Here is a 21,221-nt window from a genome sequence, read left to right on the forward strand (position 1 = left end):
ACGGGTCCCGATTCGGCGTTCCGGGACAGATCCATCGGCGCGGGGGTCGGGGCCACGATAGCGTGAGGGTATGGAATACGCTCCTCTCGGACACAGCGGGCTCGTCGTCTCGGCGCTCGGCATCGGGTGCAACGCCTTCGGGCGGCGCATCGACCAGGATCAGACCACGGCGGTCGTCGCTGCGGCGCTCGACAACGGCGTGAACTTCTTCGACACCGCCGACGCCTACGGCGCAGGCGCCTCGGAGACTCTGCTGGGGAAGGCTCTGGGTTCCCACCGCGACGAGGTGGTGATCGCGACGAAGTTCGGAATGGACATGGGGGACACGTACCCCGGCGCGCTGTCCAACCGCGCCAGTCGCGGCTACATCGCGCGGGCCGTCGACGGTTCGCTGTCGCGACTCGGCACCGACCACATCGATCTCTATCAGCTTCACACGCCCGATCGGATCACCCCTATCGAGGAGACCCTGCAGGCGCTCACCGACCTCGTGCAGGCCGGCAAGGTCCGTTACATCGGATGCTCGAACTTCACGGCGTGGGAGGTCGCGGACGCCGCGCGGATCGCCGAGGCGATCGGATCCGAGCACTTCATCACGGCGCAGAACGAGTACTCCCTCTACAACCGCAGCGCCGAGGCCGAGCTCGTCCCGGCCCTCGAGCACTACGGCATGAGCCTCCTGCCGTACTTCCCGCTCGCCTACGGCCTGCTGACGGGAAAGTACGCGAAGGCCGACAGGGCGCCCGAGGGCACGCGCCTCGCGACCGAGACCTCGCGATTCGACACCGCGCGCTGGGATGTGATCGAGGGATTCCGGAGCTTCGCGGAGGAGCGCGGCATCTCGATGCTCGAGGTGGCGCTGGGCGGTCTCCGCGCACAGCCTGCCGTCGACACGATCATCGCGGGCGCCACGAGGCCCGAGCAGGTCGTCGCAAACGCGAAGTCGGTGCAGTGGACGCCGTCCACGGCCGAGCTCGAGGCCATCGACGAGATCGTGGGACAGGGGACCGGGACGGGCTACGTCACCTTCGCCCCGCGTCGCCGCTAGTGCACGGGTGCAACGCCTCAGCCGAGCGACAGCGTCGTGATCGCGAGGCTCACGAATAGCACGACGAACGGCAGGAGCGCCACGATGCTCACGATGCGGTTCTCGACGATGAGGGCGATGAACTCCCGGATGAAGGCGCTCGGCACGTAGTAGCGCGCCGTGCGCGAGCCGACGACCTGGGCCTCAACGCCCATCCGACGGGCGAGCGATGCCGTGCGGAGCACGTGGTAGTCGCTCGTCACGAGCAGCATCGGCCCGGGACGGCCGAGATCGGCGAGCAGATCGGCGGACATGCGGATGTTCTCCGCGGTCGTCGTCGAACGCGTCTCCGGAACGATCAGGTCCTCCGGGACTCCCTGCTCGCGCAGGTACTCGGCCATCGCCTCGCCCTCGGGGCGCGTCTCGTCCGAACCCTGCCCTCCTGACGGCACGATCAGGGGGCGCCGGCCGCGGACATACTCCGCGTAGTGCGCCCGGATCCCGCGGTCGAGACGGCCCCGCAGGAGCGGCGGCACCGCCCCGCCGGCAAGCCCGGATCCGTGGACGACAATCGCGACCGGGTCGATGTCGTGGCGCATGCGCCCGTAGACGATCGAGTAGATCGCGAAGGAGACGAAGGCCAGGCTCGCGTAGGCGGAGACGAACGCGATGAGCGACGCGAGGAAGAAGCCCGGGACCTTCAGCGCGATCACCAGAACGACGGAGATGACCGGCAGTACCAGCACGGCGATGCCGAGCAGAAGCGACAGGCGGTTGCCGAGGCTCCGGCCCTCCTTCTTCATCATCGTGAACCCGTTGCGGATGAGGCCGATTCCGAAGATAACGATGCTGACCGGCACGGCGAGGCCGAGGAGCCCGAGGAGGAGAGCCGCGACCAGGCTGTGCGGCGCCGCGATCAGCAGGACACCGAGCACCCCGAACACCACCGCGGCCGTCAGGAAGACGCCGTTGCGCAGTAGCCGCGGATCCTTCCTCCGGTAGACCGCGTAGAGAACCGCGAAGACGACGCCGAGCGCGAGGGTGAGCATGTCTCCAGCGTAGTGATCGAGCGCGGCCGGACACTCCCGGGCGTGCGCTCGGTTATGCGCATGTCCCGCGCCTATGTACTATTGTTTCTTGTGCCCAAGGGTGCGAAAAATTTCACATGGGCGTTTGGCGCAGTTGGTTAGCGCGCTTCGTTCACACCGAAGAGGTCGTGGGTTCGAGTCCCGCATCGCCCACCGATAAAGACCGGATCAGGAGCCGTATCCTGATCCGGTCTTTTGCATCCTCTTCACCGGTTGACACGCCCGACTCGGCGCCCTGTTTGGTGCCACGGTTGCCGAGGGGGTAGTGTTTAACGAGTCGCCGGCCGAAAGGTTGGAGATGACGCGGATGTAGCGCAGTTGGTAGCGCATAACCTTGCCAAGGTTAGGGTCGCGAGTTCGAGTCTCGTCATCCGCTCGAGTGCAGGATCCCTTCGGGGATCAGGCGCGCGGGTTCGATTCCTGCACCACGGTGGCGTGGCCGAGAGGCTAGGCACCGGCCTGCAAAGCCGTTTACACGGGTTCGAGTCCCGTCGCCACCTCCATATAATTGAACAGCCTGATAGGCGCGATTGGCGCAGCGGTAGCGCACTTCCCTGACACGGAAGGGGTCACTGGTTCGATCCCAGTATCGCGCACGAGCTTCTGAGAAGAAGTTCACGCGGATGTAGCGCAGTTGGTAGCGCATAACCTTGCCAAGGTTAGGGTCGCGAGTTCGAGTCTCGTCATCCGCTCAGATACGGGGCCCTTCGGGGCCCCGTTTTCGCGTTGCGGGGCTTTACAGGCCCGTTCCCGAATACTGGGGGCGGCGCGCGGTGGCGCGTCGCGGATCGACACCGATGGGAAAAGCGTGAATCACTGGGATCTCCTGGCGCATGCCGCCACCTTTCCGACACTGAGCATCGTTCCGGACGCCGAGCGGATCCTCGAGTCGTTCGGCCCGTGGGTGCTGATCGGGATGTTCCTCGTCATCTTCATCGAGTCCGGCGTGCTCTTCCCATTCCTCCCGGGCGACTCCCTCATCGTGACGGCCGCGATCCTCGCGGGCCCGCTGGGAATCACCTGGTGGCAGATCCTGCTCGTCGGGATCCCTGCGGCGTTCCTGGGGGACCAGGTCGGGTACGTCCTCGGGCGCCGCTTCGGTCGCCGGCTCTTCACGGATGATGCGCGGATCCTGAAGACCGCTCACCTCGCCGAGGCGGAAGCGTTCTTCCGGCGGTACGGCGGGGTGTCGCTCGTGCTCGGACGCTTCGTCCCGATCGTGCGGACCTATGTTCCGCTCGCCGCAGGCACCGCGGCGATGCCGTACCGACGCTTCCTGTTCTGGAACCTCGGCGGCGGCGTGCTCTGGGTGGGCAGCATGACGCTCGCGGGTGCACTCCTCGGCGGGATTCCGCTCGTGCGCGACAACATCGATGTCCTCGCGATCGTGATCGTGCTCGTGTCGGTGCTGCCGATCGTCATCGGTGCGGTGCTCAAGGCGCGCAAGGCCAAGAGCGCGGGCGGCGAGGTCTGAGGGTGGGATCCGCGTGACGCGGCGCGGGCACGGTCGCGATTAGACTGTTCGGGTGACCACTGGATTTGATCTGTTCCCCGAAAAGAACGTCGTCGCGATGCGCGTCGACGGAACGCTGAAGGACCTCGCGGCAGAGGTGACGGACACGCAGACGGTCGATGCGGTCACGATCGACAGCGAGGATGGCCTGAACATCCTGCGCCACTCGACGGCTCACGTGCTCGCCCAGGCGGTTCAGCGGCTTAAGCCCTCCGCGAAGCTCGGCATCGGCCCGTTCATCACGGACGGCTTCTACTACGACTTCCAGGTCGACGAGCCGTTCTCGCCGGACGACCTGAAGGCCATCAAGAAGGAGATGCAGAGGATCGTCAAGGAGGGGCAGCGCTTCGTGCGCCGCGCCATCACGGACGAAGAAGGCCTCGCCGAGCTGGCCCACGAGCCCTTCAAGGTCGAACTCATCGGCCTGAAGGGTGGCAAGAAGGAAGCCGCCGAGGGCGCGAGCGTCGAGGTCGGAGCGGGCGAGCTGACGATCTACGACAACGTTGACCCGAAGACCGGCGAGACGGCATGGAGTGACCTGTGCCGCGGACCGCACGTTCCGACGACCCGCGTCATCGGCAACGGTTGGGACCTGATGCGCGTCGCGGGCGCTTACTGGCGCGGCAGCGAGAAGAACCCGCAGCTGCAGCGCATCTACGGCACCGCCTGGCCGACGAAAGACGAGCTCGTCGCGTACAAGGACCGCCTCGCCGAGGCGGCGAAGCGCGATCACCGCAAGCTCGGGCGCGAACTCGACCTCTTCTCCTTCCCCGAGGAGATCGGCTCCGGCCTGTCCGTGTGGCACCCGCGCGGCGGCATCATCCGCGGTGAGATGGAGCAGCACGCCCGCCGGGAGCATATCCGGAACGGCTACACCTACGTCTACACGCCGCACATCGCCAAGGGAGACCTGTTCAACATCTCCGGGCACCTCGAGACCTATGCCGACGGCATCTGGCCCTCGATCCGGATGGACGAGGAGCGCGACGACGAGGGGCACGTCACCAAGCAGGGCGCGGATTACTATCTCAAGCCGATGAACTGCCCGATGCACATCCTCATCTACAAGGAGCGCGCGCGCAGTTACCGCGACCTGCCGCTGCGCTTCGCGGAGAACGGTACGGTGTACCGCAACGAGCTGTCCGGTGCGCTGCACGGCCTCACGCGCGTGCGCGGTTTTACGCAGGACGACTCCCACCTCTTCGTCACCCACGAGCAGCTCGAGGGCGAGGTGACGAAGGTTCTCGAATTCATCATCTCGATGCTGCGCGACTTCGGTCTGAACGACTTCGAGCTCGAGCTGTCGATGCGCGACGACGAGAAGTCGAAGTGGATCGGGTCCGACGAGTTCTGGGAAGACTCGACCAACGCCCTGCGCAACGTGGCGCTGGCCAGCGGTCTGAAGCTCACCGAGGTTCCCGGTGAGGCGGCGTTCTACGGCCCGAAGATCGACCTGAAGACGCGCGACGCGCTCGGACGCGTCTGGCAGCTCTCGACCGTGCAGGTCGACCCGAACCTGCCGGAGCGCTTCGGTCTCGAATATACGGCGGCCGACGGGTCCAAGCAGCGGCCGATTATGATCCACCGCGCGCTGTTCGGCTCCATCGAGCGCTTCTTCGCGATCCTGCTGGAGCACTACGCGGGCGACTTCCCGCTGTGGCTCGCGCCCGTCCAGATCATGGGCGTGCCCGTCGCCGAGGAATACGGCGACTACCTGAACGATGCGGCAGCGAAGTTCCGGGAGGCCGGCGTGCGCGTCGAGGTCGACCACTCCGACGACCGCATGCCGAAGAAGATCCGCACGCACACGACGCACAAGGTGCCCGTCATCATGATCGCGGGCGAGCAGGATCGCGCCGCAGGAACGGTCTCGTTCCGCTTCCGCGATGGATCCCAGCGAAACGGCGTGCCGATCGACGAGGCAGTCGCGCTCATTAGCGAGCTAATTTCACGCAAGACGCTCGTGCTGAAGGACGAGGACGCCGTACTGGAGACGGCGTGAACGATCCGCGGGCGGAGTTCGCCGGTCTCGAACCGTCGAGCGAATTCGGTGGGGTCCCGGACGCATTCCAGCGGCTGTGGACCCCGCACCGGATGGCATATATTAAAGCCGGTGCGGACGCGAACCGCGGGAGCGGATGTCCGTTCTGTGCCGCACCGGGGAAGTCGGACGACGAGGGACTGATCGTCCATCGGGGCACGCACGCCTTCGTGCTGCTCAACCTCTTCCCCTACAACGCCGGACATCTGCTGGTGTGCCCCTACCGTCACGTCGGGCTCTACGACGAGGCAACCCCGGAGGAGACGGCCGAGATCGCGGACCTCACGCAGACGGCCATGCGCGTGCTGCGCCTGACCTCGGGATGCCACGGCTTCAACCTGGGCATGAACCAGGGGGAGGCGGCGGGCGCCGGCGTCGAGGAGCACCTGCACCAGCACATCGTGCCCCGCTGGCGGTCGGACGCGAATTTCTTCCCGATCGTCGCCCGCACGAAGGCGCTGCCCCAGCTGCTCGGCGACGTGCGCGAATCGCTGCACGCCGCCTGGCCCGCGTAGGCGCGCGGGCCAGGCGAGCCGTTACGGCGTCGCGACGCCGATCGCCCAGAGCGGATCCGAGACGTTCCCGTTGACCGACCAATCGCCCACGATGCGGGCCTTGTAGACCCACGGGTTGTGGCTGGCCACGGTGCGCGCGTTGCGCCAGTGGCGGTCGAGCGCCGTCGCCGCGCTGGTTCCCGAGGCACCGAGCGCGTCGAAGAGGCGCGTCGCGGCGCGCGGCACCGAGTCGGTGAGCGCAATCTGCCCCTGCGCGGTGCGGATCTCGGCGAGAGCGATCGCGTCGACGTCGCCGACGGCGGATCCGCCGAAGAGCGTCTCCGCGACAGCCGCGGCCGCGTCGCGCACCACGGCACGCGCGGCGAAGGCGGTGGCGGAGACCTCGCCGACCACCTGAAGAAGCTGCGGATCCGCGCTCGCGCGGTCGGCGGTTCCGTGGCTGTAGACCCGGCTCCGCGAGCGAAGCGCCGCGGCCGTGTCGCGCTCCGCTGCGGCGGCGATACCCGCCAGCACCGTGAGGAGCACCAGCTGGTAGAGCGCCGTCTGCGTTCCGAAGCGGTCCGCGACAGGAGCGACGGATCCGGCATCGACCGTCGCGGCATCGAACGTGGCCGTGCCGGTGCCGGTGCCGCGCTGACCGAAGCCGTCCCAGTCGTCGGAGACCGTCACGCCATCCTGAGCGGTCGGCACCAGCACGCCCACCTGCTCGTCGCCGCGCTGGGCGACCACGTCGATCCAGTCGGCGTAGATGCTCCCTGTCGAGTAGTACTTCTTTCCCGTGAGCGTGTCGCCGAGGACCGTCTGCTGTGTCCCGAGCGCGCCCGATCCCGACTCGCTCCACGCATTGCCGATGATCTCGCCGGCGACGAGGCGCCCGATCCACTCGTCCCGCCACGGCGACGCGGGACGTAGCAGGACCTCCTCGACCCACGCGATGTGTCCGCGGAAGACCTGGGGGAGGTTGGCATCGACCGTCGCGATCTCCACGAGAACGTCCGCGAACTCGGGGATCGTGAGGCCGTAGCCGCCGTCGGCCGCGGGCACGCGCGCGCGTCCGAGGCCCGCCGACGCGAGCGCCGCGACCGCCTCGCGCGGAAGCGCGCGCGTGTGATCGCGCTCGATCACGCCCTCCGCGGCCTCGGCGAGAATCGGCGCGATGCGGTCCCGCAGCGCCCGGTATCCGTCTGTCTGAGTCATGACCCGCCTGTCCTTAGGTGTAGAGCGAAATGGGCCGGTTCTCGCCGTTGAGCACGTAGGCGCCCACCTCGAGGCGCTTGAAGTCGACGGGGTCGTGCAGCGAGTGGGTGCGGATGTTGCGCCAGTGCAGGTCGAGTCCCGTGGATGCCTTCGCGGAGCTGGACCCGGTGACCTCGAAGATCCGGTGCGCGGTGTCGAGGGCGGTCTCGTTCGTCACGATCTTGAGCCGCGCGATCTCGACGGCGATGCGCCCGCGGTCCTCCGCCGTGGCGGCGCGTCCCAGGGCGACGACCTCGTCGAACGCCTCGCCGGTGCGGTCGGCGAGGGCCTCCGCCGCGGCGATCTTCGCGTCAAGGTCGCCGACGATGCGCTGCGTGAACGGGTCATCCCGGTAGCGGTCGGCGGTCGAGAGGAACCAGGAGCCTCGGCGCTCGCGGACGAGCTCGACGCCCTGGGCGAGGGCGCCCTGGGCGATGCCGAGATAGAGGTTGCCGAAGGCCAACTGGATGGCGGGCGTGAACAGCGAGGCGAACGGCTCGTCGCTGCCCCAGGCGATGACATCGTCCTCGCCGACAGCGACGCTGTCGAAGCGCACGGATCCGCTCGCGGACTGCCGCTGGCCGAGCGCGTCCCAATCGCCGAGCGGCGTGACGCCCTCACGGCTGCGCTCGAGCACCGCCGTGAGGATACGCCCATCGTCGTCCCCGCCGCGGACGGTGCCGCTCACGAGCACGACGTCACCCGCGGAGGCACCGGTCGAGAATCGCTTGGTGCCGCTCAGGATCCAGCCTCCCGCGGCGGGCTCGAAGGCGAGGTCCGGGTCGGTGGGGTTGACCGAGTCGCCCCACACCCATCGGTTCGCCGCCGACGCGCGATACCAGCGCTCGCCCACCTCGGGCGTCGCCGCGAAGCCCGCGTTCGACTCATTCACGTAGTGGTAGGCCAGCAGCTGCGCGACGGAGGCGTCGGCGCGGGCGAGGGTGCGGACGACGGCGACGGCCGTGCTCCACGTCGCGCCCTGCCCGCCGAACTCGGCGGGCACGAGCAGGGTCGTCAGGCCCGATCCGCGGAGCAGATCGAGCTGGGGCAGCGGATCGGCACCGGAGCGGTCGCGTTCGAGCACGTCCTCGCGGAGCGTGCGCGCGAGATCCTCGGCGACGGCGAGCCAGCGCTGTCGATCGGCGTGTGCGGTCATCGGGTGGTCTCCTCTGGTGTCTCTGATGGGTCGTTCGTCTCGGATGGGTCGTTCCAGGCGGGGCCCGACGCGTCGGCGACGCTCGTGCGGCCCACCAGCGATCCGCGATGGGCCGCGGCCGGGTGCCATCCCGGCACGCTCGGCGAGCCGTCGCCAGACAGCCGGCCGCGCAGCGTGCCCGAGGGGTACTCGCTCCAGACCCGGCCCCGTCGGCGCAGCTCAGGGATCAGGTGCTCGACGATCTGCTCGAAGCTCCCGGGGGTGACGACGTAGGCGAGGTTGAAACCGTCGATCCCGCCGACGTCGACCCACCGTTCGAGCTCGTCGGCGACGGTCGCCGGGCCGCCGACGATCACGGGGCCGATGCCTCCGATGCCGACGTAGTCGGCGATGTCGCGCGGGGTCCACGCGCGGTCGGGGTCGTAGGTCGTGAAGGCGGCGAGCGCGGAGCGCGCCGCATCGGTGTCGACGTATTCGAGGGGAGTGTCGGGGTCGTAGGTCGACAGGTCGAGGCCCGACCAGCCGGCGTAGAGCGCGAGCGCGCCCTCCTGAGACACGTAGCCGCGGTACTCCCGCTCCAGGGCGATCGCCTCCTCATCCGTCGCCGCGACGATCACGGTCGCGAGGACCAGGATCTTGACGGTCTCGGCCGGGCGGCCCAGGGCCTCGGCGCGGGAGCGGATGTCATCGGTGATCGGGCGGGTCTGCTCCGGGGTCAGCCCGTTGATGAAGATTGCCTCACCGTGCTTCGCGGCGAACTCGCGCCCGCGCGGCGAGGCACCGGCCTGGAAGATGACGGGCGTGCGCTGCGGGCTCGGCTCCGAGAGGTGGAATCCGGGGACGCGGAAGTGCTCGCCCGCGTGCTCGATCGGGTGCACCTTCGTCGCATCCGTGAAGACGCCCCGTTCGCGGTCGCGCACGACCGCGCCGTCCTCCCACGAGGCCTCCCACAGCTTGTAGGCGACATCGAGGAACTCCTCGGCGACCGCGTATCGGTCGTCGTGCGCGATCTGCGTCTCGCGGCCGAGGTTGCGGGCCGCCGAGTCGAGGTAGCTCGTGACCACGTTCCACCCGACTCGGCCGTCCGTCAGGTGATCGAGGGTGGAGAAGCGGCGGGCGAGGGCATAGGGATGGTCGTAGGTCGACGCGACGGTGATGCCGAAGCCGAGGTGCTCGGTGGCGTACGCCAGCGCCGAGATCGGAATGATCGGGTCGCCGAGCGGCACCTGGTCGGCGTCCGTGAGCGCGGCCTCGCCGGATCCGCGCCAGACGTCGTACACGCCGAGGACGTCGGCGAGGAAGAGTGCGTCGAAGCCGCCGCGTTCGAGCAGGCGCGCGAGCTCGACCCACTCCTGCAGCGAGGTGTAGCGGTCCGCCCGGTTCGCGGGGTGGCGCCACAGCCCGGGGGCCTGGTGAGTGACGCACGACATGTCGAATGCGTTGAGAATGATGCGCTTCATCGCTGGGATCCGTTCCGTTCGGTGGCTCCACGGTAGGGCTCGCGCGTCCCGCGAACGCTGTCGTGCTACGGCCGATGACGGAACATGTCGTTCTGCTACGGACCGTGTCGAAAAACGTCGCGGCGGTTTGCGCGCGGAGCGCAGATCACCGAAAACTCGACCTCACCGCGTGCGCACCGCACCGGCCCCACAGCGACAACGGAGCACACCATGACCCGATCCCGCAGAGCACGCGTCGTATCCCTCTCGTCGGCGATCATCATGATGACCGGCGCCGGCGCACTCGTCGCCTGCTCGCCGGAGTCCGGCGACGCCGGCGGCGAGCAGGAGCTGACCGTGCTGTTCAACCAATCGCACGAGGGCGCGTCCGAATGGCTCGCGGCCGAGTACGAGAAGAAGACGGGCGTGAAGATCAACCCGGTGCTGTCGCCCTACGACGAGATCGCATCGAACCTGACGCTGGACCAGCAGTCGGGCGCCAACACGATCGACGTCGCCGCACCGTGGTACGTCTCGCTAGGCGACCTCGCCGCGGACGGCACGATCCAGGACCTCACCGACTGGGTCGACGAGACCCCCGAGCTCGACGTCGACGACTTCATCCCGTCGATCTGGGAACCGTACTCGACGCTCGACGGCAAGGTCTACGGCATCCCGTTCGACGGCGACACGCACGTGCTCTTCTACAACAAGGAGATCCTCGAGCGAAACGGGTTCACGACGCCGCCCGCGACGTGGGACGAGTACCGCGAACAGGCGACGACGATCACCGCGAACGAGAGCGCCGACAGTATCTACGGCGCGTCCGTGTTCGGGCAACAGTCCCCGCTGATCCTCGGCGCGAGCTTCGCCAACCGCCTCGCCGGCTTCGGCGGATCCTTCCTCGACGACAACGGCGCGCCGGCGCTCGACAGCCCGGAGGCCATCCAGGCCGCGCAGGCGCTCGTCGACATCAACGACGTCGCGTTGCCCACTCCCGCCGAGACCGACTTCGGGGCGGGCAACAGCGCCTGGTTTGCGGGGAAGGTCGCCTTCATCGAGAACTGGACCGACCTCGGCGTGCAGACCGAGTCCGAATCGACCGCCAGCCCGGTCGCCGGAAAGTGGGGCGTGACCCTGCTCCCCGTCGGGGAGGAGGGCCAGGAGCCGCGGGCGTCCCTCGTGGCGGGGTTCAGCTGGGTGATCGCGGCGAACACCGACAAGCGCGAGCTCGCGGAGGACTTCATCCAGTTCGCAGCATCGAGCGAGGCGAACGGTGCGCTGCTCACGGCCGAGCCGCCGACCGGAATCGACCCCAGCCGGCTGTCGACCCTGGAGGATGCGACGTACGGCGAGAAGTTCCCGGAGATCCAGGAGGTCAACCGTGCGACGCTGAGCGACGCGCTCGCGTGGCCGACCGGCAAGAACTCGACGCAGGCCGCTCAGGTTCTGACCGACGAGCTCGCCGCGCTGATCGCGGGCACGGGCGGCACCGTCGAGGAGACCATGCAGCGCGTCCAGGAGCAGTGGGAGACGCTGCTCGGCGATGACTGAGCTCGCGCGCACTCGAGGCCGGGGGGCCGCACGGTGGGTCCGACGGGGGTTCGTCGCACCCACCGTGCTTGTGACCGTGATCCTCGGCCTGTACCCGCTCGTCTTCATCGTCGGGGCGTCGGTCACGCGGTCGAGCCTCGGCAAGCCGTTTCAGGAGTTCGTCGGCCTCGAGCAGATCGTCGCGGCGGCGACGGATACGAGCGTTCTCGGCGCCCTCCTCCGCGGCGTGGTGTACGCCCTCATCGTCGCGGCCGCCTCCACATTCCTCGGCACCGTGACGGCATTGGCCCTGTGGCGCTCGGCGCTCTCCGGGTCCGCCTCGCGCGTCGTGCTCCTGCTTCCGCTCGCGCTGCCGCCCGTCGTCGTGGGCGTGCTCTGGCGCCTGATCTTCACCCCCAACGGCGGATTGATCGACGCCGTTCGTCGCGTGGTGGCCCCGGGGTCCGACCCCATCGCGTTCCTCTCGGATCCCGTGCTCGCGATCGTCGGGATCGCCGTCGCCGACATCTGGGAGTGGGCGCCCCTCGTCACGATCCTCGTCTTCGCGGCCCTCCTCGGCATCGATCGCGAAATCATGGAGGCGGCCGCGCTCGACGGCGCGCACGGGCTTCGCCTGCTGCGCGGCATCGCCGTCCCCGCCGTCGCCGGCACGATCGCGGCGGCGTTCGTGATCCGCCTCGTGCTCGCGCTCAAGATCTTCGACCTCGTCGACGTCATGACAAAGGGTGGGCCGGGCGACGCGAGCTCCGTTCCCGCGTGGCTCGTCTGGAAGGCCGCGATCGAACAGTTCGACGTCGGCCGCGGCGCGGCGATCACCCTGCTACTGGCGCTCGTCGTGACGATCATCACCCTTCCGCCCATCCTCATCGCAAGGAGGAGCCATGGCTGAACGGATCGCGGCCGATGGCCGCCGCTCGTCCCGTATCGCCACCGGATGGCTCGTCGCGGCACTGGTCGCCTCGATCGTGCCGATCCTGTACCTGGTATCCGTGTCGTTCATGTCCCAGGGCGAGGTCGCCGCGGGGCGCGTGCTGCCGACACAGCCGAGCCTCGGGGCGTGGACCGAGGCATTCTCCGGGCCGGTACCGGGTGCCATCGTCAACTCGCTCCTCGTGTCGATCGTGAGCTCTGTCGTCAGCCTTGCGCTCGCGCTGCCCGCGGCGTGGGCGATCGTCCGGTTCCGCACGGGCGGGCGCCTGCTGGCGGGCACCTTCCTGGCGCCGTGGCTGCTCCCGCCGATCGTGGCGATCGTGCCGCTGTTCATGCTCCTGCGCGTGCTCGGGCTGAACAACACGCTCGTGGGCCTCATCCTGCTCTACGCGATCATGAACGTGGGCCTCGCGGTGTGGCTGCTGGAGGGCTTCGTCCGGCGCCTGCCGGTCGAGCTCGAGGAGGCGGCACGCCTCGACGGCGCGGGGGAGTTCGGGGTGCTGGTGCGCATCATCGTTCCGCTCACGGGTCCCGCACTCGTCGCGGTCGGGGTGATCGTCGTCATCCTCAGCTACAACGAGTACCTCTTCGCCGCCTTCGTGACGCAGAGCGAGCAGTCCCGCACCGTGCCCGTGGTCATCGGTCTCCTGCTCAGCGAGCGGATCCAGGACTTCGGCAAAGTCGCGGCCGCGTCGCTCATGGGCGCCATCCCGCCGCTCGCCGTCGCGGGTCTCCTGCAGAAGCGTCTCGTCGAGGGCCTCACCTCCGGCGCGCTGAAGTAGGGGGCGCGCCCCACCCGCGCGCCCCTCCCGCGAGGTCTCACCCTTTTCGCGAGATCGCCTCGATTTCGGTGCGATCTCGGCAGATCGATGCGATCTCGCGGGGGAGGCGGCGGCAGCGTCGTCGGGCGCGGGCTTCCCTAGCCGTGGGAGGAGTCGGCGATCGCGCCGGCGAGGGCGTCCTGCTCGTCGTCGTCGAGTTCGTGAGCCGTCACCCGAAGGCCGTGGGAGGGCGGCGCGTCGGGGGAGACGCGGAACTCGTCGCCCGATCGCACGATCCACCCGCGTTCGGCGAGCCGCCCGGCGACCTCGTCCGCAGGATCCGCGACGGGAACCCACACGCTCAGGCCGTCGCCGGGCGCGCAGGCGATGCCGTGTCGTTCGAGCGCGGCGCAGAACGCCGCGTTGCGCTCGGCGTAGTGTTCGGCGGCCGCCGCGATCCCGGCGCGCGTCTCATCGTCGGTCAGCATCGCGAGCGCGAGGCGCTGCAGAAGGTGGCTGACCCACGCGATGCCGGGCCGGAGGCGCATACCGAGCCGCTCCGCGGTTCGCGGGTCGGTCGCCACGAGCGCCACCGACATGTCCGGTCCCAGGAACTTCGAGACGCTGCGGACGAGCGCCCAGCGCTCGTGGTCGGCGCCGATGAGCGACGCGTAGGGCCGGGTCGAGAGCAGGGAGAAGTGGTCGTCCTCTATGACCAGGACATAGGGATGGTCGGCGAGCACCTCGCGCAACTGCGCGGCGCGGCGCGGCGTGATCGACACGCCGGTGGGGTTGTGCGCTCGCGGCGTGCAGACGACCGCTCGCACGCCCTGCTCGAGGGCGGCGCGCAATCCCTCCACGGTGATGCCCTCCTCATCGAGCGGCACGGGGACGGCGGGGTACCCGCCGATGCGGAGCGTGTGGATGCCCGTCAGGAAGCCCGGATCCTCGATCGCGACGCGATCGCCCGGGGTGAGCATCGCGGTGAACAGCCGGTCGAGGGCGTCGGAGGCCCCGCCGGTCACGGTGATCCGCACGTCCCGGGGGGCGAGGTCCGCGCCCAGGACATCGAGCGCCCACTCCTCGAGCCCCGGATCCACGACGGGCGAGCCGTAGAGCACGGGGCGCCCCGCGGCGCGGGCGAGCGCGCGGGACGGATCCGGGATGAGGGCGGGATCCGGGTTGCCGGTGCCGACGTCGCGCGCGTGCGCCGGTCGATCCGGCGAGCGCTGCGCGAAGCCCTCTTGCGCCACTGGATCGGGGGAGGCCACCCGCGTTCCCGCGCGACCATGGCCCGCGGCCATCCCGGAGCTCGCGAGCTGCCGGTACGCGGCCACGACCGTATTGCGATTGATGCCGAGGGATTCGGCGAGCGCGCGCACGGGAGGCAGCGCGTCGCCGGGCGCGAGCGATCCGCGCTCGATGAGGGCGCGCACGCTGGCGGCGATCTCGGCGGCGGTGCTCCCGGAGATCGCGTCGTAAGACTCGGACATCGTGGTCGATTGTCTCACGCCGAGGAGGCTACACTTTGGCCTAGATCAATCATTGACCTAGGCCATAAGGAGCGCCATGACCACTCACGCCACGGGAACCAGCCGCGTCAAGCGCGGGCTCGCAGACATGCTGAAGGGCGGCGTCATCATGGACGTCGTCACGGCCGAGCAGGCGAAGATCGCCGAGGACGCCGGCGCCGTCGCCGTGATGGCCCTCGAGCGCGTGCCCGCCGACATCCGCGCGCAGGGCGGCGTGGCCCGCATGAGCGATCCCGACCTCATCGACGGGATCATCGAGGCGGTGTCCATCCCCGTGATGGCCAAGGCACGCATCGGGCACTTCGTCGAGGCGCAGGTCCTCCAGCAGCTGGGCGTCGACTATATCGACGAGTCGGAGGTGCTCTCGCCCGCCGACTACGTCAATCACATCGACAAGTGGCCCTTCGACGTGCCGTTCGTCTGCGGCGCGACCAATCTCGGCGAGGCGCTGCGCCGCATCACCGAGGGTGCGGCGATGATCCGCTCCAAGGGCGAGGCGGGCACGGGAGACGTGTCGGAGGCCACGCGCCACATCCGTCAGATCCGCGGTGAGATCCGCGCTCTCGCGGGCAAGAGCGACGACGAACTGTACGTCGCGGCGAAGGAGCTTCAGGCGCCGTTCGAGCTCGTGGCCGAGGTGGCCCGCACGGGCGAGCTGCCGGTCGTGCTCTTCACGGCGGGCGGCGTCGCGACGCCCGCCGATGCCGCAATGATGATGCAGCTCGGCGCCGACGGGGTCTTCGTGGGCTCCGGGATCTTCAAGTCGGGCGACCCCGCGGCGCGCGCGAAGGCCATCGTCAAGGCGACGACGTTCTTCGACGACCCCGCCGTGATCGCCGAAACGTCCCGGGGCCTCGGCGAGGCGATGGTCGGCATCAACGTGTCCGATCTGGCCGCGCCCCACCGCCTCGCGGAGCGCGGCTGGTGATGACGACCGTCGGCGTCCTTTCCCTGCAGGGCAATGTGCGCGAGCACGAGGCCATGCTGGGCTCGCTCGGCGCGCGCGTGGTGCGCGTGCGCCGGCCGGAGGAACTCGATGAGATCGACGGCCTCGTGATCCCGGGCGGCGAGTCGTCGACCATCGACAAGCTCTCGCGTTCCTTCGGGGTGCGAGAGCCGCTCGTCGAGAAGATCCGCGACGGCCTTCCCGTCTTCGGCACGTGCGCGGGCCTGATCCTCCTCGCCGACCGCATCGTCGACGGGATCGAGGGTCAGCGGAGCTTCGGTGGGCTCGACGTGACGGTGCGCCGGAACGCCTTCGGGCGCCAGAGCGAATCCTTCGAAACGGATCTCGCGGTGCCAGAGCTCGGGGATCCGCCGGTTCGGGCCGCCTTCATTCGCGCGCCCGTGATCGAGGAACTCGGATCCGCGGCCCGCGCGCTCGCGACGCTCCCGGGCGGGCAGGTGGTGGCGGCCGAGCAGGGGAGGCTTCTCGGCGTGAGCTTCCGCCCGGAGCAGACGGGGGAGACCCGCTTCCACGAGAGGTTCCTCGCTCTCACGGCGTAGCCGCCGCGCACGGGAACGTCGCCTTCGGAAGCAGGTTCCTCCTTCCGAAGGCGACGTCCTTTTCGGCTTAGCGCAGCCGGCGCGCCTCGAACTCCATGCGGGGGTTCGCGTAGTGCTCCTGCGCCTCGATGAGCAGCAGCTCCTTCGTCCCCGCGGCATGGGTCTGCTCGAGCAGGCCGTACACGCTCGAGGCGGTGCGGGCGAGAGCATCGGCGGCGTCGCGCGTCGCGGTGTAGTGGCTCGTGAAGAGTGCGGCCGTCACGTCGCCGGATCCGTTTGCCTTCATCGGCAGGTACGGGGTCGTCACGATCCAGGCGCCATCGTCATCGACGACCATCATCTCGATCGTGCCCTCCTCGCGGTCGGGCCTTTCGACGCTCGTCACGAGGATCGTCGAGGGTCCCATCGCGCGGGCCGCGTCGGCGGAGGCGAGCGTCTCCTCGATCGTGTGCGGTTCGGTGCCCGTGAGGAAGCCGAGCTCGAACTGATTCGGCGTGATGATGTCGGCGACCGGCACGACCTTGTCGCGCAGCAGCGCGGGGATCGCCGGGGCGACGAAGCAGCCCGAGCGCGCGTTGCCCATCACGGGGTCGCAGGCGTACAGCGCCCGGGGGTTCGCGGCCTTCACGCGCGCGACCGCATCGATGACGACGTCGGCGATGCCCTCGGACCCCTGGTAGCCGCTCAGCACGGCGTCGAGCGTGGGGAACGCGCCGCGGTCCTCCACGCCCTCGATGACCGCGGCGACGTCCGCCGGATCCATCACGGGGCCGCGCCACGCCCCGTAACCGGTGTGATTCGAGAAGTTCACCGTATAGACAGGAAGCACCTCGACCCCGATTCTCTGCATCGGAAACACGGCGGCGGAGTTGCCCGCGTGGCCGAACGCCACCGCGGACTGAATCGAGAGGATCTGCATCCTTCGATCATGCCACCATGGAAGTCATGACGAAGCGGGGGATCTGGATCGGTGCCGCGATCGCGGTGTGCGCGGCCGCGGCCATCGTCGCGACGGCGATGCTCTGGCCGAGCGGGGGCGAGGAGCCGGAGGCCGAGGCGCCCTCGCCCTCGCAGACGGCGAGCGCGACGCCGACGCCCACCCCCTCCCCGACACCGACGGGACCGCCCGCGAACACCACCTCGTACGAGGCGGGTGGCCTCCCGCGGGCGGACGTGTTCGGGATCCATCCCGAGCTGCCCGTCGACGACGACCCGGATGCGCCCACCCTCGGCCTCACGGCGCGGGCGGCGGATGTCGCGGGCGCGCCGGTGTTCGCGGATCCGACGGGCGAGCCGGTCGCCTGGCTCGGGCAGGACCAGCAGTTCAGCGGCGCGAACGTGCCCGTCGTCGAGATGGACGAGAACTGGGCGCGCGTCCTCCTCGTCGGGCGCCATGCGGCCGCGGGCGACGGCGACCCGAGCCAGCTCTCCGGGTGGATGCGCGTCGCCGACCTCGAGCTCACGCCCGCCGAGCAGAGCGTGCACGTCGATCTCGAGGAGCGCACGATCGAGATCGCGACGACGACGGACGACGCCGAGTCGAACGAGGTCGTCGCGACGGACTTCGCGCTCGGCACGGAGGCGACGCCGACGCCGGTCGGGCGCACCTTCATCATGTTCGAGGACGTCGTCGAGTCGCTGGCGTACACGCGCGGCCACCCGATCGTGTATCTCGGCGTGCAGTCGCCGACCCTGGCGGGTTACGACGGTCAGAGCGTCGCCGTGACGGCGTTCCACTATCACGACGTTCGATCCGGCGCGATCTCGAACGGTTGTATCCGGGTGGCCCCCGAGGCGATCGAGGCCCTCGCGGCGCTCCCCGAGGGGACGCCCGTCTACATCTCGTAACGGCCGCGGGGCGGCATGCGTAAAATGGAAGGTCGAGGAGGCACATGTCTGGACATTCCAAGTGGGCGACCACGAAGCACAAGAAGGCCGTCATCGACGCCAAGCGTGCAAAGTCGTTCGCGAAGCTGATCAAGAACATCGAAGTTGCGGCCCGTATGGGCGGCCCCGATGTGCAGGGCAACCCGACGCTGTATGACGCCGTTCAGAAGGCGAAGAAGACGTCGGTTCCGAACGACAACATCGACCGCGCCATCAAGCGCGGCGCGGGCATCGGCGGCGAGGCCGTCGAGTACACGACCATCATGTACGAGGCCTACGGCCAGGGCGGCACGGCGATGCTCATCGAGTGTCTGACCGACAACAAGAACCGCGCGGCCGCGGAGGTGCGCACGGCGGTCACCCGCAACGGCGGCAACATGGCCGACCCGGGCAGCGTCGCGTTCAACTTCGAGCGCAAGGGCGTCATCGTCGCATCCGCCGAGGGCACGAGCGAGGACGACGTCATGATGGTCGCGCTCGAGGCGGGCGCGCAGGAGATCGAGCCGCACCCCGAGGGCTTCGAGATCATCACGGAGGCGAGCGACATGGTGTCGGTTCGTCAGGCGCTGCAGGCCGCCGGCATCGACTACGAGTCGGCCGACGCCGAGTTCGTCCCGAACGTCAAGGTCCCGCTCGACGCCGAGACGGCGGGCAAGCTGTTCAAGCTGATCGACGCGCTCGAAGACCTCGACGACGTGCAGAACGTCTTCACCAACATGGACATCTCCGAAGAGGTGCAGGCCCAACTCGAGGCCGCCGAGTAATCGGATCCCGTGCGAATCGCCCCGCGACTGCCGACAGGCGGCCGCGGGGCGATTACGTTTGAACCCATGACGACGCGCGTTCTCGGAATCGACCCTGGCCTGACCCGCTGCGGCATCGGCATCGTCGACGTCGCGCCGAACCGCACCGCAACGCTCGTCCACGTCGGCGTCGTTCGTTCGCCCGCCGACATGGATCCGGGAAACCGCCTCGCCATGATCGCGAACGGGATCCGCGAGGTGCTTGACGCCTTCGCCCCCGAGGTCGCCGCCGTCGAGCGGGTGTTCGCGCAGCACAACGTCGCGAGCGTGATGGGCACGGCGCAGGCCTCCGGCATCGCCCTCATGCTCGCCGCCGAGCGGGGGATCCCCACGGCGACCCATACGCCGAGCGAGGTGAAGGCCGCGATCACCGGGTACGGATCCGCCGACAAACTGCAGGTGCAGAAGATGGTCGCTCGCGTGCTCAGGCTCGACGAGCTGCCGCAGCCCGCCGACGCCGCGGACGCGCTCGCGATCGCGCTCTGCCACGCGTGGCGCGGGGGAGCGGCCGCGGGAGTCGCTGGCGCCGGCGCGCAGACACCCGCTCAGAGGGCCTGGGCCGAAGCGGAGAAGCGGGCGCGTGTCAGTCGAACAAAGGTGCGAAGCGCGCGCTAGGCTGGTCAAATGATCTCTTCGCTCCGCGGCACCGTGCTTCATGCCGGCCTCGACACCGTCGTCCTCGAGGTCTCGGGGGTCGGTTTCTCCGTCGCGGTGCCGCCCGACGTCGCGCGCACGGCGCGCGTGGGTCATGAGCTGTTCCTGCACACGCACCTCATCGTCCGCGAGGACGCCATGAACCTCGTGGGATTCGCGACGGCCGACGAGCTCGACGTGTTCGGCACCCTTCTCGGCGTGAACGGCGTCGGCCCGAAGTCGGCCCTCGGGATCCTCGCGACGCTGACGATCGATCAGATCTCGGAGGCCGTCGACGCCGAAGACGACCGGCCGTTCCGGAAGGTGTCTGGAATCGGACCGAAGACCGCCAAGCTCATCGTCGTCCAACTGCAGGGTCGTCTCGCCGCGCCGACGCGCGAGGCCGCGGCGCCTGCGGCGCCCGACGTTTCGGACCAGGTCGTCCAGGCGCTCATGGGGCTCGGCTGGGCGGAGCGGGTGGCGATCGAGGCGGTCGACCGTGTCAGCGAAACCGCGAGCGACGCCGACCGCGCGAGCGTCGGATCCCTGCTGCGGCTGACCCTCGCGGCCCTCGGCCCGGCGAAGTCGGGGGGCGCGCGTGGTTGACGACATCGTCTCGCCCGAGCCGCAGGACGACATCGAGCTCGCGGTCGAGGGTGCGCTGCGCCCCCAGAGCCTCGACGAGTTCGTCGGCCAGCACAAGGTGCGCGGCCAGCTGCAGCTGCTGCTGCAGGCCGCCAAGCTGCAGGACCGCACGCCCGACCACATTCTCCTGGCGGGCCCCCCTGGCCTCGGCAAGACGACGCTCGCGATGATCGTGGCGCACGAGTCGGGGCGTCCGCTGCGCATGTCGAGCGGTCCCGCGATCCAGCACGCCGGCGACCTGGCGGCGTTGCTGTCGAGCCTCACGCCGGGAGAGGTGCTGTTCATCGACGAGATCCACCGCATGGCGCGCTCGGCGGAGGAGATGCTCTACCTCGCGATGGAAGACTTCCGCATCGACATCATGGTCGGCAAGGGGGCCGGGGCGACGAGCATCCCGCTGGAGCTCGCTCCCTTTACGCTCGTCGGTGCCACGACCCGCTCGGGCCTGTTGCCGAACCCGTTGCGCGACCGATTTGGCTTCACCGCCCACCTGGAGTACTACGACGCCGGCGAACTGGAACACGTCGTGGACCGCTCGGCGAGCGTGCTCGGCGTCGATCTCGACGCGAAGCAGCGCGGCGAGATCGCCCGGCGCTCGCGCGGCACGCCGCGCATCGCGAACCGGCTCCTTCGTCGCGTGCGCGACTGGACCCTGGTGAACGGATCCGACGGATCCGTTTCGATCGAGGGCGTGCGCGCCGCGCTCGAGCTCTACGACGTCGACGCGATCGGTCTCGACCGCCTCGACCGGGCCGTTCTGAAAGCGCTCGTGCACCGGTTCCAGGGCGGCCCCGTGGGGCTGTCGACGCTGGCCGTGACGGTTGGTGAAGAGGCGGACACCGTCGAGAGCGTCGTGGAGCCCTACCTAGTGCGCATCGGGTTCATGGGCCGCACGCCCCGCGGCCGGATCGCGACCCCCGATGCCTATGCGCACCTCGGGATCGCGCCATAGGGG

20 protein-coding genes and 5 tRNA genes are annotated in these 21,221 nt (G+C 69.3%); 19 read left to right on the plus strand and 6 right to left on the minus strand.

Annotated features, from left to right (window positions below; genetic code table 11):
- Positions 1-70: 70 nt before the first annotated feature.
- Positions 71-1,048: an aldo/keto reductase gene (locus IEX05_RS02310; RefSeq protein ID WP_188699767.1), complete on the plus strand. Its 978-nt coding sequence runs from the start codon at positions 71-73 to the stop codon at positions 1,046-1,048.
- 17 nt (positions 1,049-1,065) lie between these two features.
- On the opposite strand, the gene IEX05_RS02315 is transcribed toward IEX05_RS02310, so the two are convergent.
- Entirely contained in the window at positions 1,066-2,076 is a 1,011-nt protein-coding gene (locus IEX05_RS02315) for a YdcF family protein (protein ID WP_188699768.1), read from the minus strand.
- A 118-nt stretch (positions 2,077-2,194) separates the two neighbouring features.
- On the opposite strand from IEX05_RS02315, the gene IEX05_RS02320 reads away from it, so the two are divergent.
- From IEX05_RS02320 to IEX05_RS02355, 8 genes are all read left to right on the plus strand, one after another.
- Positions 2,195-2,268 (plus strand) — tRNA-Val (locus tag IEX05_RS02320).
- Between the two features lie 150 nt (positions 2,269-2,418).
- Positions 2,419-2,491 (plus strand) — tRNA-Gly (locus IEX05_RS02325).
- Positions 2,492-2,544: 53 nt separating this feature from the next.
- Positions 2,545-2,618 (plus strand) — tRNA-Cys (locus tag IEX05_RS02330).
- 21 nt (positions 2,619-2,639) lie between these two features.
- Positions 2,640-2,711 (plus strand) — tRNA-Val (locus tag IEX05_RS02335).
- Positions 2,712-2,734: 23 nt separating this feature from the next.
- Positions 2,735-2,807, plus strand: a tRNA-Gly gene (locus IEX05_RS02340).
- 116 nt (positions 2,808-2,923) lie between these two features.
- The gene (locus tag IEX05_RS02345; RefSeq protein WP_373286275.1) at positions 2,924-3,589 is read left to right on the plus strand and encodes a DedA family protein; all 666 of its coding nucleotides are present in this window, start codon (positions 2,924-2,926) and stop codon (positions 3,587-3,589) included.
- Positions 3,590-3,686: 97 nt separating this feature from the next.
- Positions 3,687-5,630 (plus strand): threonine--tRNA ligase, encoded by a 1,944-nt coding sequence (thrS, locus tag IEX05_RS02350; RefSeq protein ID WP_229661092.1) that lies wholly within the window; start codon positions 3,687-3,689, stop codon positions 5,628-5,630.
- Positions 5,627-6,184 (plus strand): HIT family protein, encoded by a 558-nt coding sequence (locus IEX05_RS02355; RefSeq protein WP_229661074.1) that lies wholly within the window; start codon positions 5,627-5,629, stop codon positions 6,182-6,184. Before thrS ends, IEX05_RS02355 begins: the two co-directional genes overlap by 4 nt.
- A gap of 21 nt (positions 6,185-6,205) precedes the next feature.
- Here IEX05_RS02355 and IEX05_RS02360 read toward each other — a convergent pair whose 3' ends face one another.
- The 3 genes from IEX05_RS02360 to IEX05_RS02370 are packed head-to-tail and all read right to left on the minus strand — an operon-like array spanning position 6,206 to position 10,036.
- Positions 6,206-7,381: an acyl-CoA dehydrogenase family protein gene (locus IEX05_RS02360; RefSeq protein ID WP_188699770.1), complete on the minus strand. Its 1,176-nt coding sequence runs from the start codon at positions 7,379-7,381 to the stop codon at positions 6,206-6,208.
- Between the two features lie 13 nt (positions 7,382-7,394).
- Positions 7,395-8,576 (minus strand): acyl-CoA dehydrogenase family protein, encoded by a 1,182-nt coding sequence (locus IEX05_RS02365; protein ID WP_188699771.1) that lies wholly within the window; start codon positions 8,574-8,576, stop codon positions 7,395-7,397.
- Positions 8,573-10,036 carry an LLM class flavin-dependent oxidoreductase gene (locus IEX05_RS02370; protein ID WP_188699772.1) on the minus strand — a complete coding sequence of 488 codons (1,464 nt, stop codon included), beginning with the start codon at positions 10,034-10,036 and terminating at the stop codon, positions 8,573-8,575. Before IEX05_RS02370 ends, IEX05_RS02365 begins: the two co-directional genes overlap by 4 nt.
- 210 nt (positions 10,037-10,246) lie before the next feature.
- Between IEX05_RS02370 and IEX05_RS02375 the strand changes: the two genes are divergently transcribed.
- Genes IEX05_RS02375 through IEX05_RS02385 form a run of 3 tightly spaced genes read left to right on the plus strand, consistent with a single transcriptional unit; the run spans position 10,247 to position 13,281 of the window.
- Complete coding sequence (locus IEX05_RS02375; protein ID WP_188699773.1) at positions 10,247-11,569, plus strand: ABC transporter substrate-binding protein; 1,323 nt, start codon at positions 10,247-10,249, stop codon at positions 11,567-11,569.
- Positions 11,562-12,458, plus strand: a complete 897-nt coding sequence (locus IEX05_RS02380) for a carbohydrate ABC transporter permease (protein WP_188699774.1) — start codon at positions 11,562-11,564, stop codon at positions 12,456-12,458. The genes IEX05_RS02375 and IEX05_RS02380 overlap by 8 nt, the downstream gene beginning before the upstream one ends.
- Positions 12,451-13,281: a carbohydrate ABC transporter permease gene (locus tag IEX05_RS02385; protein WP_188699775.1), complete on the plus strand. Its 831-nt coding sequence runs from the start codon at positions 12,451-12,453 to the stop codon at positions 13,279-13,281. Before IEX05_RS02380 ends, IEX05_RS02385 begins: the two co-directional genes overlap by 8 nt.
- A gap of 137 nt (positions 13,282-13,418) precedes the next feature.
- Here the strand turns inward: IEX05_RS02385 and IEX05_RS02390 are convergent, their stop codons facing one another.
- The gene (locus tag IEX05_RS02390; RefSeq protein ID WP_188699876.1) at positions 13,419-14,753 is read right to left on the minus strand and encodes an aminotransferase class I/II-fold pyridoxal phosphate-dependent enzyme; all 1,335 of its coding nucleotides are present in this window, start codon (positions 14,751-14,753) and stop codon (positions 13,419-13,421) included.
- A 76-nt stretch (positions 14,754-14,829) separates the two neighbouring features.
- Here IEX05_RS02390 and pdxS point away from each other — a divergent pair, with 76 nt between their 5' ends.
- Together pdxS and pdxT are read left to right on the plus strand one after the other, a co-directional pair.
- Complete coding sequence (gene pdxS / locus IEX05_RS02395) at positions 14,830-15,720, plus strand: pyridoxal 5'-phosphate synthase lyase subunit PdxS (RefSeq protein ID WP_188699776.1); 891 nt, start codon at positions 14,830-14,832, stop codon at positions 15,718-15,720.
- Positions 15,720-16,298, plus strand: a complete 579-nt coding sequence (gene pdxT, locus IEX05_RS02400) for a pyridoxal 5'-phosphate synthase glutaminase subunit PdxT (protein WP_188699777.1) — start codon at positions 15,720-15,722, stop codon at positions 16,296-16,298. Before pdxS ends, pdxT begins: the two co-directional genes overlap by 1 nt.
- A gap of 67 nt (positions 16,299-16,365) precedes the next feature.
- Here pdxT and pdxY read toward each other — a convergent pair whose 3' ends face one another.
- Positions 16,366-17,217 (minus strand): pyridoxal kinase PdxY, encoded by an 852-nt coding sequence (gene pdxY / locus IEX05_RS02405; RefSeq protein WP_188699778.1) that lies wholly within the window; start codon positions 17,215-17,217, stop codon positions 16,366-16,368.
- Positions 17,218-17,243: 26 nt separating this feature from the next.
- Here pdxY and IEX05_RS02410 point away from each other — a divergent pair, with 26 nt between their 5' ends.
- The 5 genes from IEX05_RS02410 (at position 17,244) to ruvB (ending at position 21,218) form a co-directional block, all read left to right on the plus strand.
- Positions 17,244-18,146: a L,D-transpeptidase gene (locus IEX05_RS02410; RefSeq protein ID WP_188699779.1), complete on the plus strand. Its 903-nt coding sequence runs from the start codon at positions 17,244-17,246 to the stop codon at positions 18,144-18,146.
- Positions 18,147-18,190: 44 nt separating this feature from the next.
- Positions 18,191-18,949 carry a YebC/PmpR family DNA-binding transcriptional regulator gene (locus tag IEX05_RS02415; RefSeq protein ID WP_188699780.1) on the plus strand — a complete coding sequence of 253 codons (759 nt, stop codon included), beginning with the start codon at positions 18,191-18,193 and terminating at the stop codon, positions 18,947-18,949.
- Between the two features lie 66 nt (positions 18,950-19,015).
- Positions 19,016-19,603: a crossover junction endodeoxyribonuclease RuvC gene (ruvC, locus tag IEX05_RS02420; protein ID WP_188699781.1), complete on the plus strand. Its 588-nt coding sequence runs from the start codon at positions 19,016-19,018 to the stop codon at positions 19,601-19,603.
- Positions 19,604-19,612: 9 nt separating this feature from the next.
- On the plus strand, positions 19,613-20,227 hold the full coding sequence (ruvA, locus tag IEX05_RS02425) for a Holliday junction branch migration protein RuvA (protein WP_188699782.1): 615 nt from the start codon (positions 19,613-19,615) through the stop codon (positions 20,225-20,227).
- Positions 20,220-21,218 (plus strand): Holliday junction branch migration DNA helicase RuvB, encoded by a 999-nt coding sequence (ruvB, locus tag IEX05_RS02430; RefSeq protein ID WP_188699783.1) that lies wholly within the window; start codon positions 20,220-20,222, stop codon positions 21,216-21,218. The genes ruvA and ruvB overlap by 8 nt, the downstream gene beginning before the upstream one ends.
- Positions 21,219-21,221: the final 3 nt, after the last annotated feature.

Origin of the sequence: Microbacterium nanhaiense, assembly GCF_014646015.1 — a bacterium.
GTDB classification, from domain to species: Bacteria; Actinomycetota; Actinomycetes; order Actinomycetales; family Microbacteriaceae; genus Microbacterium; species Microbacterium nanhaiense.